The organism is Enterococcus sp. AAFC-DPL-6103, from assembly GCF_058216595.1.
This window is the reverse complement of sequence record NZ_CM177102.1, coordinates 173017-187292: the sequence shown is the minus strand read 5'-3', so window position 1 is coordinate 187292 and position 14276 is coordinate 173017. Positions and strand designations below refer to the sequence as shown.

Genomic DNA, 14276 nt, shown 5'->3' with positions numbered 1-14276 from the left:
CCATTTCTATACTTTTTCAATTATTTAACAGTATTGAATGTATCAATCAAATTTATTAAACTGTAAACAACAATCAGGCAGCCTGATACAGGTACCGATAAATAAACATAGCCCATAGGTATTCCTAACGAGGGAGATAATTGTCCCATCGTCAAGGTAACCGCATTCATTCCACCATAAACCATAATAATAGTAGCAAATAATAGAAACAATGTTTGTACTACTATCTCTAACACCCAACTTCTAGTTCCTGTTAATTTTTCACTTAAAATTGTTACAGCTAAATGTGCTTTTTGTCCTACAACGTAAGCTGAAGAAAGCATGGCAAACCAGACAAGTCCAAAACGAACAAATTCTTCTGTCACGGTATTGGGATTACCTAATACCGTCCGAGAAAACACTTGCCACAAAACTACTCCTACCATTGCAAGTAACAATACAGCACCAATAATTTCTAACAATTGATTCATTATTTTTTTCATTTATTAGGCTCCTTGATCTTGAATTTGCTGGTACAGTTGTTGATAAACTGGATCATTTTTGAATTCATCATGAAGTGGAGCCACTGCTTCACGAAATGGCGTATTATCGACTTTATTAAATTTAACCCCATATGCTTCTTGCGCAGTTGCTTTTTCTTCCTCAACAGCCTTAGAAAAGGCTTCAATTTCAAAAACTGTCGATTCTTTTGCTGATTCATAAATCGCCGTTTCTTGCTCTTCTGTTAGTTGCTCTTTGATTGCATCGTTCATAATCATAATATCCGGTACACGAGTATGTTCATCATAAGAATAGTATTTCGCAACTCCTCCATGCCCTGCTGTATGTAACACAAATTCATTATTCTCGGAACCATTGATCAAATTCGATTGTAAAGAAGTATAAACTTCATCACTTCCCATAGGTACCGCAGATCCGCCAAGTAATTCTACCATTTTAATAGCTGTTTCACTTTGCATAACACGGATTTTCTTTCCTAACAAATCTGATGGTGTTTGAATAGGACCATCAACCATATAGAAGCTTCGTTGACCTGAATCATAGTAGGTTAAACCAGTAAAACCTAAATCTGTGGTTGATTGATAAATCGGCGTCATTATTTCTTCATTGTCCATTACGTCAAAAAAGTGTTTTTCACTTTCAAATAAGTACGGAACAGAAAAAATAGAGTAATTTTTTGAAAAACTTTCTAAAGCAGAGGCACTGACTTTTGTAAAATCTACGGCTCCTGATTGAGTTAATTCAATCAATTCCCTTTCACCGCCAAGTTGACCATCTGGAAAATATTGAATTTTAACTGTTCCGTCTGTCTTTTCCTCTACTAATCGACCAAATTCGTTCATCGCATCAATCACAGGCTGACTATTACTAGCATAAGCAAAACGTAAATTGATTGTTTCTTTTTCATCTGTAGCTGTAACGTTTACAGTACTACCGCAACCATTTAATCCCAGTAAACTCAAGCCAAATATTCCTGCTAGCAAGATTACTTTTTTCATTTTGTCTTCCTTTCTTTTTTAACAATACGAAACTAACAATTCTGTTAAACAAAGCATCGTTAACGATTGACCATATGGCATAGCAGTAATTCCAATATTGCGATAAAATTCTAAATCGTCCCCCATTCCTGTACCGATCGAAACATTGTGTACTTCACCATTTTCATCAATTTGTTCTAATAAACCTTGTATTGCACGATAAGCAACTTCTTTATACTTTGGTTCCAAATATCTCTTATGAACAGCTTTTAAGATGCCATATGCAAAGCCAGCTGTTGCTGATGATTCAACATAAGAGGACTCATCATCCAATAATGTATGCCACAAACCGCTTTCTGCTTGATATTTAGCTAATGTCTGAACCTGCGCTTCTAACGTTTCAACTAAAAGTTTTCGTAGAGCGTCATCTTTAGATAATTCTAAAATCTCAATGATTTCAGGGATTGCCATTGTTAACCAGCAATTACCACGCGCCCAAAACGCTTCCGCATAATTGTGATTTCCTTCAAAGGTCCAACCGTGATACCACAAACCAGTACGTTTATCCATCAAATATTTAATATGGATCATAAACTGATAACGAGCCTCTTCTAAATACTCTGAGCGATTTAATAACTTCCCAATTTTAGCCAGAGGTAATACTGTCATCATCAAGGTGTCATCCCATAACTGATTTTTATTTTCTGGACCATATGTCGCATGCTGTAACCCTTGTTCGTTTGTTCTAGGCATCTCATACATTACCCATTCTGCCCATTGTTCCAAGTAAGGTAAATAGCGTGAATCCTTTGTATCTTCATACAAATAAGCCATTGTTAATAATGGAGCCATCGTATTTACATTTTTTGGTGGTGCGCCTTCTTCCATACGTGCTTCAAACCAATCATTAACAACTTCTAAAGCTCGATGATTTTTAGTTAATTGATAATTCTTATAGGTCCCATACAGACCAATTCCTTGTGGCCAATTCCATACTGTCCAGCTTTTATCATCAACCTTTAATCCATCAAAATCCAATAGAAAATCGCCACTTTCATCTTTTATGGTTGTTAAATTTTCTAAAAGTAAAGCAATTTTCTCTTTTACTAATTCTTTTGGTACAAAAATTTCTTCTTTAATAATTGACATTTCATCCACGTCCTTTCTAAAACGCTTTCATTTATTGATATCCTTAATATAGCAAGAATCCTATACCCTATAAATAGGATAAATTGAGAAAAAAATATCTAAAGTTGATCTTATGTTTGAAATTTTTACCTATCTTAATAATTGATAGCTAAGTGGTCATCGAAATGTTTCTCTCTTTTTCAATGACAAAATTTTTTATAAGTAATCTCACAAGTACATATTTGAACGCATATTTTCTCTTTACACAAAAAAATTGTCTGAATGAGAGAATCATTCAGACAAACTTACATGAATCCATATAGTTTTAAATCCCCCACACAAATTTGAGCGGAAATTTGTGCGGGGGATTCCGGTAGCGGACAGCTGTCAGCCGTACGCTATCTTTTAACAATCATTAAGCTTTGTAAGCATCAATGATGATTTGTTTTAATTCGCTAATTAATGGTTCTTTTGGATTAGCAGTTGTACATTGGTCTTCGTAAGCTAATTCAGCCATACGATCAACTGTTGTATCAAGTGTCTCTTGTGTTACGCCTTGTGCTTTCAAGTTCATATCAATACCTACATTTTGACCTAACTCATAGACAGCTTCTGCTAATGCATCTACTAACTCAGCAGTTGTTTCACCTTTTAATCCTAAGAATTTAGCAATGTCTGCATAATCTGTATCTGCACGGAAGTAGTCATATTTAGGGAACATTGCGTGTTTTTGTGGATCTTTTGCGTTGTAGCGAATAATGTGTGGTAACAAGATTGCATTTGTACGTCCATGAGGAATACCATATTCACCACCAATTTTGTGGGCGATTGAATGACAAATCCCTAGGAACGCATTTGCAAACGCCATACCAGCCATTGTTGACGCATTATGCATTTTTTCACGTGATTCCATATCAGGTGTTTTTACTGATTTTTCTAAATAATCAAAGACCAACTTGATTGCTTGTAGACTTAAGCCACGAGTATAATCAGATGCCATGACAGAAACATATGATTCAATTGCGTGCGTCAAGACATCCATACCAGTATCTGCAGTCACAGAAGCCGGAACTGACATAACAAATTGTGGGTCAACAATTGCAACATCTGGTGTCAACGCATAGTCTGCTAATGGGTATTTAACATGTGTATCGCTATCAGTAATAACGGCAAAAGGAGTTACTTCCGAACCTGTTCCTGAAGTTGTCGGAATACATACAAATTGAGTTTTTTCAGGTTTTGCAATTTTGTACGTACGTTTACGGATATCTAAGAATTTTTGTTTTGCTCCAAAGAAAGAAGTATCTGGGTGTTCATAGAACATCCACATTCCTTTTGCAGCGTCCATTGCAGATCCACCACCTAATGCGATTACTGTATCAGGTTTGAAATCAGCCATTAGTTTTGTTCCAGCATAAACAGTATCTGTTGAAGGGTTAGGCTCAACATCAGAGAAAACTTCGATTTTCACGTCGTTTTTACGACGAGCGAGCACTTCACGAACTGTATCACAGTAACCAAATTGAACCATTCCTGGGTCACAAACGATCATGACACGTTCAACGTTTTCCATTTTTTCTAAGTAAAGTAATGAATTCTTTTCAAAGAAGATTTTTGGCGGTAATTTGAACCATTGCATGTTATTTCTCCGTTTCGCTACAGTTTTGACGTTGATTAAGTTGACAGCAGATACATTACGAGAAACAGAATTTTTACCATATGAACCACAACCTAAAGTTAATGAAGGAATCATTTCATTGTAGATATTACCAATTCCACCTTCAGCTGATGGTGTGTTAACTAGAATACGACAAGCTTTCATTCGTAAACCAAATTTCACGTGTAAATCTTCGTTTTCTGAATGGATAACAGCTGTATGTCCTAATCCACCAAGATTTAACATACCTTCACATAATTCAAATGCATGATCTGTATTATTTGCTTTAACCATTGCTAAAACTGGTGATAATTTTTCACGTGAAAGTGGATAATCAGCACCAACACCTTCTAATTCAGCAACTAGCATTTTTGTTCCTTCTGGTACTTTGATGCCTGCTAATTTAGCAATTTCCATTGCAGAATGCCCAACAATTGCTGGGTTAACAGCATACTTGCCTTCGTTCATCACCGCATCTTCTAATTTTGCAAGTTCGCTTGGTTTTACAAAATACACTTGATGAGCTTGGAATTCTGCTTTCACAGCTGCATAAATTTCTTTGTCAACTATCACCGCTTGTTCAGATGCACAAATCATTCCATTATCAAATGTTTTTGATACGATTAAATCATTCACTGCACGTTTTACTTTTGCAGTTTTTTCAATGTACGCTGGCACGTTCCCTGGTCCAACGCCTAAAGCTGGTTTCCCAGTTGAATAAGCAGATTTAACCATTCCTGCTCCACCTGTTGCTAAAACAATTGCAATGCCGGGATGATTCATCAACATTGAAGTTGCATCAATTGATGGATGTTCGATCCATTGGATACAGTTTTCCGGTGCACCAGCTGCGATTGCTGCATCACGGACAACACGCGCTGCTTCTGCAGAAGATTTTTGTGCGCTTGGATGGAAAGCAAACACAATTGGATTTCTTGTTTTCAATGCGATCATTGATTTGAAAATCGTTGTTGAAGTTGGGTTAGTTGTTGGTGTTACACCACAAACAACTCCTACTGGTTCAGCGATTTCAATTAATCCTTTTTGAACGTCTTCATTGATTACTCCAACTGTTTTATCATGTTTAATGTTATTCCAAATATACTCTGAAGCATACATATTTTTAATTGCTTTATCTTCATAAATACCACGACCAGTTTCTTCAACTGCCATTTTTGCTAGAGGCATGTGTTGATCTAAGGCAGCCATTGCCATTTCATGTACGATATGGTCCACTTTTGCCTGATCAAAGTCTTCCATTTCCTTTAGGGCTACATTTGCTTTTGTTGCAAGGTCATCGATCATTGCTTGCACGTCGATCGTTTTTACTTGTTCTTTTTCCAATGTCTTAGCCATTGTCTTCCTCCTAGTGGGTATCACTTATTGTTTGTTAACTATTTCACATATGTATCATACAATAATTTATTTTGGTTGTAAATAGTTTTTTGTGATTTTTTTCACAGTTTTAAAAATAAAGATAAACACTGATATTATAAAGTTATCTAGCTATCAATATTTTTTTCATTGTCTTAGAAAAAAATATCTTTTATTTGGTTGTCACGTTCACTATTGAACTTGTTCTCATGCTTTTGTTTTTCAAATAAAAAAAGAGGCACAACTAATTAAATAGCTGTACCTCTTCAGATGAAAAATAATTGTAGAGCCTATGCTCATTTTTCGTCTTTGTTGTCTTCAGAAACTACTTCTGTTACTTCTTCAGTGATTGTTTCTTCTTTTGCATCAACTGGTTCTTCGACAGTTGTCACCGTAGCATCGTTTTCTACAGTCACTCCTGGTTTAACCGTTTTGATTGACGCACGGTCAAACTCTAAGAAGATACCTTCGCAGTCTAAAACCACTGTCCGTTTGTCTTCATCGATTTCTGAAATTACGCCATGCAAGCCGCCAATTGTAACAACTGCATCACCTGGTTTCATACTATCTAACAAATTTTGACGTTCTTGTTGTTGTTTCTTTTGTGTACGTGACATAAAGTACCACATCGCTAACAACGCAACGAACATCACAATCATTGGTAATGATCCCATTTTTTTCACCTCACTCAATCTATCTACAAAAACCACTTTAGCATAAAAAGTACTATCTACACTAGCTTTTTACTTAAATTTCACATAAAATTCATGAATTTAGAAACTCTTAGCATTTTCTTTGTTAAAACCGTATTCCTCGAAGAAGGCTGCTCTAAATTCTAACAAATTATCATCCATGATTGCTTGGCGAACTTGTTTCATCAAATTCAATAAGAAATAAAGATTATGATAAGAAGTCAAACGAATACCAAATGTTTCATCACACTTGATTAAATGACGAATATAAGCACGGGTATAGTTTTTACATGTATAACAATCACATTTTTCATCAATTGGACGAAAATCATGTGCATATTTTGCATTTTTGACAACTAAACGACCTTGCGACGTCATACAAGTTCCATTACGTGCGATTCTGGTTGGCAATACACAGTCAAACATATCTACACCACGGATTACTCCATCAATCAAGGAATCAGCTGCGCCGACTCCCATTAAGTAGCGTGGTTTATCTTCTGGAATCAATGGTGTCGTAAATTCTAAAACTCGGTTCATATCTGCTTTTGGTTCTCCAACAGACAAACCACCGATTGAATAACCTGGGAAATCCATGCTGACTAAGTCTTTTGCACTTTGGCGACGCAAATCTTCAAATCCTGCCCCTTGGATGATTCCAAATAAACCTTGTGTTGCTGGATTTGCATGAGCTTTTAGTCCACGCTCTGCCCAACGTGACGTACGTTCTACGGATTTTTTCACATAATCATAGCTCTCGTCAAATGGCGGGCATTCATCAAAGCTCATCATGATATCTGAGCCTAATTTATTTTGGATATCAATTGCTTTTTCAGGTGATAAAAACATGCGAGAGCCATTCAAATGATTTTTGAAATGGACGCCTTCTTCTTCAATATTACGCATATCACTTAATGAAAATACCTGGAAACCACCTGAATCAGTTAAAATCGGTTGATCCCAATTCATAAATTTATGCAAACCACCAGCCTCAGCAACCAAGTCTTCTCCAGGTCGCAACCACAGATGGTACGTATTACTCAAAATGATACCTGCCCCCATCTCCTTTAATTCTTCAGGAGACATAGTTTTGACTGTCGCCAATGTTCCTACAGGCATGAACATGGGAGTTGGAAAAGTACCGTGCGGTGTAATAATTTCACCTAAACGAGCACCAGTATGTTTTTCTTTTTTGATTAAACGATAGCGAATGGCAGGTTGTGACATTCAATTCCCTACTTTCTCTATAAAATAGCGTTGACAACTCACACAATCATAATCGTTTCAGCACTTTTTTGCAAGAGTTTATCTGTGGCTCTTGTTCTATTTAATCCTCTTTTTTTAGAAGTATTTCTGGAACAAGCAATGCAAGAAGAGAGGCAAAAAAGTTAATCTTTGTTATAATAATTTTAACTTATGGAAAAGGAGTGAAAAATAGATGAAATCTTCTGCTGAATTAAAATCACAAGCAAAAGCTAGTTTGAAAGGTCGTTGGGGGCAAGCGGTATTATTGAATTTAATTCCGTCATTAATTGCTATAGCACTTATTCTTTTGATTCTTGTACCATTCATCTTGTTTATTGCAAGTATGTCAGATGTTACAAGCCTTCAGGAAACGATGGTGAATGACAATGGCGGTTCTAGTGCTGGCAGCAGTGGTGGCGGAGTTGTTTCCGGCATTATTTCTGCATTGTTTATGAGTGGTATTTCTTGGACTTACCTTGATGTGCTACGTGGACAAAAATCACAAATTGAACCATTTAAAGATGCATTCCGTGGATTTTCAGGTCTCTTTATTGGAGGCATTATTGGCCTAGCCATTTTGATTTGGTTATTCACTACATTATGGACATTGTTGTTTATTATCCCTGGGATTATCAAAAGTTATGCTTACTCTCAAAGCTACTTTATCTACTACGACACGATTCAAGAAACAGGACAAAAACCTCGTGTGCTTGATACGATTACAGCAAGTCGCAAGCTAATGGATGGTTACAAAGGAAAATTGTTCTGGTTGGATTTATCATTTATCGGTTGGCATATTCTTGCATTGATGACCGCAGGAATCGGCTACTTATGGTTGAATCCGTATATTACAGCAACAAAAGCTGCTTTCTACAATGAATTGCCAAAAGACGTTGCGTACTAAGCTTCACAACAGGTATACAAAAAGCTGCGGTTAGTTACCGCAGCTTTTTTGTGTTCATTTTTTGTTTATTCTTCTTCATCGTCCACATCTGGCAGTTGATGGAACTTAATTAGTTCACTCACTGCAATTGGTGTGACTGATAAAATGAATACCAGTAACCAATGATTCAAACTAATATGAACAAGTCCAAAAAGTTCTTGTGTGAATGGGAATAGTGCCATTGCCGTAGTAATCACTACCGCCAACACTGCCATTTCTAATAATGATTTATTTGAAGATAAATTGACCTTAAATATGGATTGGCTACTTCGCACATTAAAGACATGCAAAATGGAAGAGTAAGCTAATACTAGAAAAGCAACTGTTTGACCAACTTCTTGACTAGCATCGACCCAAGGACTGATTGTATCAACAAAACTTCCTAAATAGTATCCGAAGAGTGTCACAACCGTAAACACACTTGCATTCACTGCAATTTTTTGCCACAATCCGCGCGCAAAGATCCCCTCATTCCGAGGAATTGGCATTTGATCCATAATTCCTGCTTCTGCTGGCTCTCTTCCAAGCGCAAATCCTGGTAGGCCATCAGCTACTACGTTGACAAATAATAATTGAACTGCCGTAAATGGCGCGCCCCATCCTAGAAGCATAGCAATCAACACAATGAAAATTTCTGAGATATTACAACTCAAAAGGAAGTTGATTGCTTTTCGAATATTTTGATAAACAGAACGACCTTGGCTAACTGCATCGACAATCGTTGCAAAATTATCATCGGTTAAAATCATATCAGACGCACTTTGAGCTACATCCGTCCCAGTGATTCCCATGGCGCAGCCAACATCACTTGCTTTTAACGCAGGCGCATCATTTACTCCGTCACCAGTCATCGCCACAACCGCACCCGTTCGTTGCCATGATTTGACGATCCTGATCTTATCTTCTGGCGTTACTCGTGCATAAACAGCCAATTCTTTCACTCGTTCATCTAATTCTTCATCCGTCAACGCATGTAGTTCTGCACCTGTTAAAGCTTCAGAAGAATGTTCCAGAATCCCAAGTTCTTTAGCAATCGCACTCGCTGTCACCACATGGTCACCAGTAATCATTACTGTTTTGATTCCAGCCTTTTTCGCACGAGCGATTGCTCCTTTACTTTCTGGACGAGGTGGATCAATCATACCAATCAAACCAATCAAACGTAAATCTTTTTCTAAGACTTCTGAACGAATATCTTGTGGTTCTTCATCATAGACAGCAAAGCCAACTGCAATCACGCGGAGTGCACGTTTTCCGAAACGGTCATTGACAACTGTCGCTTGTTCGATATCTCCATAACGGAAACGCGGAGCTAATACATCAAAAGCACCTTTAGTAATGGAAATATATTTTTTTCCCATCTTATGTACCGTTGTCATCATTTTTCGCTCTGAGTCAAACGGCAATTCTCCAATTCGAGGATAATTTTCTTCCAACTCTGCTTTTGTATGATAGTTTTCTTCCACTGCACGCACAATTGCGGCTTCTGTTGGATTGCCTTTGATAATTAGCTCATCGTTTTCTTTTTCAACACTTACATCTGTACACAAAGCTGCCATTTTTAAGACTTCCATCGCACTATCTGTCATAGCATCTTCTGTGTCAGTAACTTCATCTCCGCGACTCCAAACTCGACGCACACGCATTTTATTTTGGGTTAAAGTTCCCGTCTTATCAGAACAAATTACGTTAGCTGTTCCTAATGTTTCAACTGCAGGCAGTTGACGAATAATTGCATGTTTTTTTGCCATTTTCTGAACACCAAATGCTAAAGTCAATGTCACGATAACTGTCAATGTTTCTGGTACTGCAGCAACTGCTAAAGAGACAGACGTCATAAACATTTCTAGTAATGGTTCCCCTTGCAGTTCACCAATAATGAAGACTAATGCAGCAGCTCCTAATGCAATAAAACTAATTCGTTTACCTAACTGATTCAAGCGAACTTGTAAAGGTGTTTTCTGCATCATATCGCCACTTAATAGTCCAGCAATTTTTCCCATTTCAGTTTGCATCCCAATTGCCGTAACAATTGCTTGACCACGACCGGCAGCTACACTACATCCTTTAAAGACCATATTGATTTGATCACCTAGAGGTACTTCTTCTTCGCTAACATAAGTGGCATCTTTTTCAACTGCTTCGCTCTCACCAGTCAACGCCGATTCTTCCACTCGAAGTTGTGAACTTTGAATCAAACGAGCATCTGCAGGAATGGTTGCCCCAGACTCTAAAATCAAGATATCTCCAACAACTAATTGTTCGGCATCAACTTGTTCACGTTTACCATCTCGTAAAACTAGCGCCGTCTGCTTATTCATATCCTGTAACGATTCTAAAGCTTTTTCTGCATTTCCTTCTTGAACAATTGTAAGTGCAGAGTTGATGACAACGATAGCGATAATCAACAGACCTTCAAACAAATCTCCATGTTCTGTTGCAAAGGCCGTGTAAAAAGAAATTACAGCAGCAACTAATAAAATAATTGTTGTAAAATCGGCTAAGCTTCTAAAAAATTTTCTGGCTAATGATTCTTTCTTTGCTTCATCAAAACGGTTAGGCCCCTGTTCCTTGCTTCGCTTAGTTGCTTCTTGGGAAGTCAATCCACGCTCTAAATTTACATTGGTTTCTTCTCGGACTTCTCTCACTGTTTTTTTATATTCTTCCATCCTATTCCTCCTTTAATCTTCATTAAATAATAATCCTATATTAAATATAACATCATTTTTTTATTTTTTTCAACTTAATAAACTATTTCGGACAATTTATGGATTTTGTTCATAAAAAAGGCACAAAATTGCAAGCATTCCGTTTGCAAGCGCTAACAAAATATGCTATTATATAGGTGTAAGGAAGGAGGATAACATCAAATAAGTCGAAGAATTTCTCGATGAAGTATTGTAAGCAAACAAAGTTGTTAGAAGTACAGGTTTCACCAAGTATACGTGTGAAGTACACAGCGTCAAATTGATGAAAATAGTGAATGCGTATAAAAAGTTTGGATGATTCGTTTCCCAAAACCAGAAGTAACAAAGATACGTAAAATAAACAGTGAACATCTGAAAATTGAATACTAGTAAAAGATGTGTCAATGAGTGTTGAAGATGTAACGAAAACAAGATTTTTTGTTTATCAAGAAGAAATTCAACAAAGTGCTTTACATGTATCATGGAAAGTAACAAAAATTCTACTTATTTGATTCCTTCCGAAATACAGAGGCTGGACTTGTCGAGAGTCCAGCTTTTTTTATTTCGTCGAAAACTACATAGAACTTTTTTCTAGAAAAAAAGAGTGAACGATCGAGAATCGTTCACTCTTTTGTGTTCATTTGGAAATTTATTTGACAAACATCGCATCACCAAAGCTAAAGAAGCGGTAACGTTCGTCAATCGCATGTTGGTATGCAGACAGAATCAATTCACGACCAGCAAACGCGCTTACTAACATAACCAATGTTGATTTTGGCAAATGGAAGTTTGTTGAGAATGCTTGGACGACTTTAAACTCATAACCTGGTGTAATAAAAATTTCGGTCCAACCACTGTCTGCTTTGATTTCACCATTGAACTTCGTTCCAATTGTTTCTAACGTCCGAATCGAAGTGGTTCCTACTGCTACGATTTTTCCACCATTCTTGCGAACTTGGTTCAAACGTTTCGCAGCATCCTCTGTTAATCGATAAAATTCACTATGCATGTGATGATCTTCAATCTTATCCACACTAACTGGACGGAACGTTCCTAAGCCAACATGAAGTGTCAAATAGACTAATTCAATTCCTTTGGCTTCAATTTCTTCCAATAGTTCTTTTGTAAAATGTAATCCCGCTGTTGGGGCTGCCGCAGAACCATTTTCTTTGGCGTACACTGTTTGGTAACGATCTGGGTCTTCTAGGCGTTCTTTGATATAAGGTGGCAAAGGCATTTCACCCAGCGATTCTAAAATTTCAAGAAAAATTCCGTCATATTTAAACGTAATGATACGTCCGCCGTGTTCTAGTTCTTCTTCCACCACAGCTTTTAGTCGACCATCGCCAAACGAAATCGTTGTACCTACTTTGGCACGTTTAGCTGGTTTGATCAACGTTTCCCATGTATCCCCTTCTGTATTCGTTAAAAGTAATACTTCCAGATGAGCACCAGTATCTGGCTTTTCTCCATATAAGCGTGCAGGTAGTACGCGCGTGTCATTCATGACTAGGGCATCCCCCGGGTTCAATTCATCAATAATATCATGGAAATGTTTATCTTCTAACTCTCCTGTTGTACGGTCTACCACTAACAAACGTGATTGGTCACGATTTTTTAACGGTGTTTGTGCAATGAGTTCTTCTGGCAAATCAAAATCAAAATCCTCTGTTGTTAACATCTTATCCACTCTTTCTGGTCATTTATCTTCAGCTATTCTAACACTTTTTCAGAAACTTGGCGAACAGCTTCGCCTATACTTTTTTGTCCATATAATTCCATGTTGAAACGAAAAATTTTTTTCTTCCAAACCCTTCGATTTGTATGTTAACGAATTTTCAGCCATACTAGTTATGTGAAGATTAAAAAAATGATAATTTGAGGTGAGAAATTTTGATTGAATTTCAACATGTATCAAAAATTTATAAAGGAAACAAAGTTGCTGTCGATGATGTGAATCTTTCGTTTGAAAAAGGAGAATTCATCTGCTTTATCGGAACCAGTGGTAGTGGAAAAACAACGACAATGCGTATGATTAATCGAATGACTGATCCGTCTAAAGGAAAGATTTTAATCGATGGGAAAAACATCCTAGATATCAATCCCGTTGAGTTGCGCCGACAAATCGGTTACGTTATCCAAAATATTGGTTTAATGCCACACATGACCATTAGAGAAAATATCACACTTGTTCAAAAGTTACTCAAAGTCAGTCAAGAAGAACGAAATAAAACTGCCGAAAAAATGATTGACCTTGTCGAATTACCTCGTGAGATGCTTGACCGCTATCCAAGTGAACTATCTGGTGGACAACAGCAACGGATTGGTGTTGTTCGAGCATTAGCTGCTAATCAAGATATTATTTTGATGGATGAACCATTTGGTGCACTCGATCCCATTACTCGTGACGCATTGCAAGATTTGGTGAAAGACTTGCAAGAACGCTTGGGAAAAACGATTGTCTTTGTTACTCATGATATGGACGAAGCATTGAAACTGGCAAGTCGAATCGCTATCATGAGTGAAGGAAAAGTGATTCAGTTTGATACACCAGAAAATATTTTACGTAACCCAGCCAATGAATTCGTGGAAGAACTAATTGGTGAGGATCGTTTGCTGCAAGCAAAACCAGACACGACTCGCGTTAACGAAGTAATGTTGAATACAGCCATTTCGATTACGCCGGAAAAATCATTGCAAGAAGCAATCAAACTCATGCGTGAAAAACGTGTGGATACCCTTTTAGTAACAGACAATTCCAATGTACTAAAAGGCTTCATCGATGTTGAGACTCTTGACCGAAAACGTGGCAAAGTTTCAAGTGTAGGAGACATCTTAAATCCTCATGTATTTTACGTAAAAGAATCTGCTTATTTACGTGACACTTTACAACGGATTTTAAAACGTGGACTAAAATACGTCCCTGTCGTTGATGATCGAAACCGAGTAGTTGGCATCTTAACGCGTGCTTCACTTGTCGATATTGTTTACGATGTTATTTGGGGAGAAGAGCAATCCATCACAGATGCGATTGAGTCGACGAAGCCTGCAGAAACAAAGGAGGTCTAGCTC

General features: G+C 37.3%; 10 protein-coding genes. 2 read left to right on the top strand and 8 right to left on the bottom strand.

Going from position 1 to position 14276, the window contains the following annotated elements:
• Window positions 1–20: 20 nt before the first annotated feature.
• The 6 genes from AC4BC3_RS00945 to tgt form a co-directional block, all read right to left on the bottom strand.
• Complete coding sequence (locus tag AC4BC3_RS00945) at window positions 21–482, bottom strand: TRAP transporter small permease (protein ID WP_490466721.1); 462 nt, start codon at window positions 480–482, stop codon at window positions 21–23.
• Window positions 483–485: 3 nt separating this feature from the next.
• Window positions 486–1499, bottom strand: a complete 1014-nt coding sequence (locus tag AC4BC3_RS00940) for a TRAP transporter substrate-binding protein (RefSeq protein WP_490466720.1) — start codon at window positions 1497–1499, stop codon at window positions 486–488.
• An 18-nt stretch (window positions 1500–1517) separates the two neighbouring features.
• Window positions 1518–2627 carry a beta-galactosidase BglB gene (bglB, locus tag AC4BC3_RS00935; protein ID WP_206907439.1) on the bottom strand — a complete coding sequence of 370 codons (1110 nt, stop codon included), beginning with the start codon at window positions 2625–2627 and terminating at the stop codon, window positions 1518–1520.
• A gap of 394 nt (window positions 2628–3021) precedes the next feature.
• Window positions 3022–5619: a bifunctional acetaldehyde-CoA/alcohol dehydrogenase gene (gene adhE / locus AC4BC3_RS00930; RefSeq protein WP_206907438.1), complete on the bottom strand. Its 2598-nt coding sequence runs from the start codon at window positions 5617–5619 to the stop codon at window positions 3022–3024.
• 314 nt (window positions 5620–5933) lie between these two features.
• Window positions 5934–6311: a preprotein translocase subunit YajC gene (gene yajC, locus AC4BC3_RS00925; RefSeq protein ID WP_206907436.1), complete on the bottom strand. Its 378-nt coding sequence runs from the start codon at window positions 6309–6311 to the stop codon at window positions 5934–5936.
• A 99-nt stretch (window positions 6312–6410) separates the two neighbouring features.
• The gene (tgt, locus tag AC4BC3_RS00920) at window positions 6411–7556 is read right to left on the bottom strand and encodes a tRNA guanosine(34) transglycosylase Tgt (RefSeq protein WP_067483328.1); all 1146 of its coding nucleotides are present in this window, start codon (window positions 7554–7556) and stop codon (window positions 6411–6413) included.
• A gap of 211 nt (window positions 7557–7767) precedes the next feature.
• On the opposite strand from tgt, the gene AC4BC3_RS00915 reads away from it, so the two are divergent.
• Window positions 7768–8478 (top strand): DUF975 family protein, encoded by a 711-nt coding sequence (locus AC4BC3_RS00915; protein WP_206907433.1) that lies wholly within the window; start codon window positions 7768–7770, stop codon window positions 8476–8478.
• A 65-nt stretch (window positions 8479–8543) separates the two neighbouring features.
• On the opposite strand, the gene AC4BC3_RS00910 is transcribed toward AC4BC3_RS00915, so the two are convergent.
• Together AC4BC3_RS00910 and queA are read right to left on the bottom strand one after the other, a co-directional pair.
• Window positions 8544–11186: a cation-translocating P-type ATPase gene (locus AC4BC3_RS00910; RefSeq protein WP_206907430.1), complete on the bottom strand. Its 2643-nt coding sequence runs from the start codon at window positions 11184–11186 to the stop codon at window positions 8544–8546.
• Window positions 11187–11853: 667 nt separating this feature from the next.
• Complete coding sequence (queA, locus tag AC4BC3_RS00905; RefSeq protein WP_490466719.1) at window positions 11854–12885, bottom strand: tRNA preQ1(34) S-adenosylmethionine ribosyltransferase-isomerase QueA; 1032 nt, start codon at window positions 12883–12885, stop codon at window positions 11854–11856.
• Between the two features lie 212 nt (window positions 12886–13097).
• Between queA and AC4BC3_RS00900 the strand changes: the two genes are divergently transcribed.
• Window positions 13098–14273: a betaine/proline/choline family ABC transporter ATP-binding protein gene (locus tag AC4BC3_RS00900; protein WP_206907426.1), complete on the top strand. Its 1176-nt coding sequence runs from the start codon at window positions 13098–13100 to the stop codon at window positions 14271–14273.
• The last annotated feature ends 3 nt before the right edge of the window (window positions 14274–14276 follow it).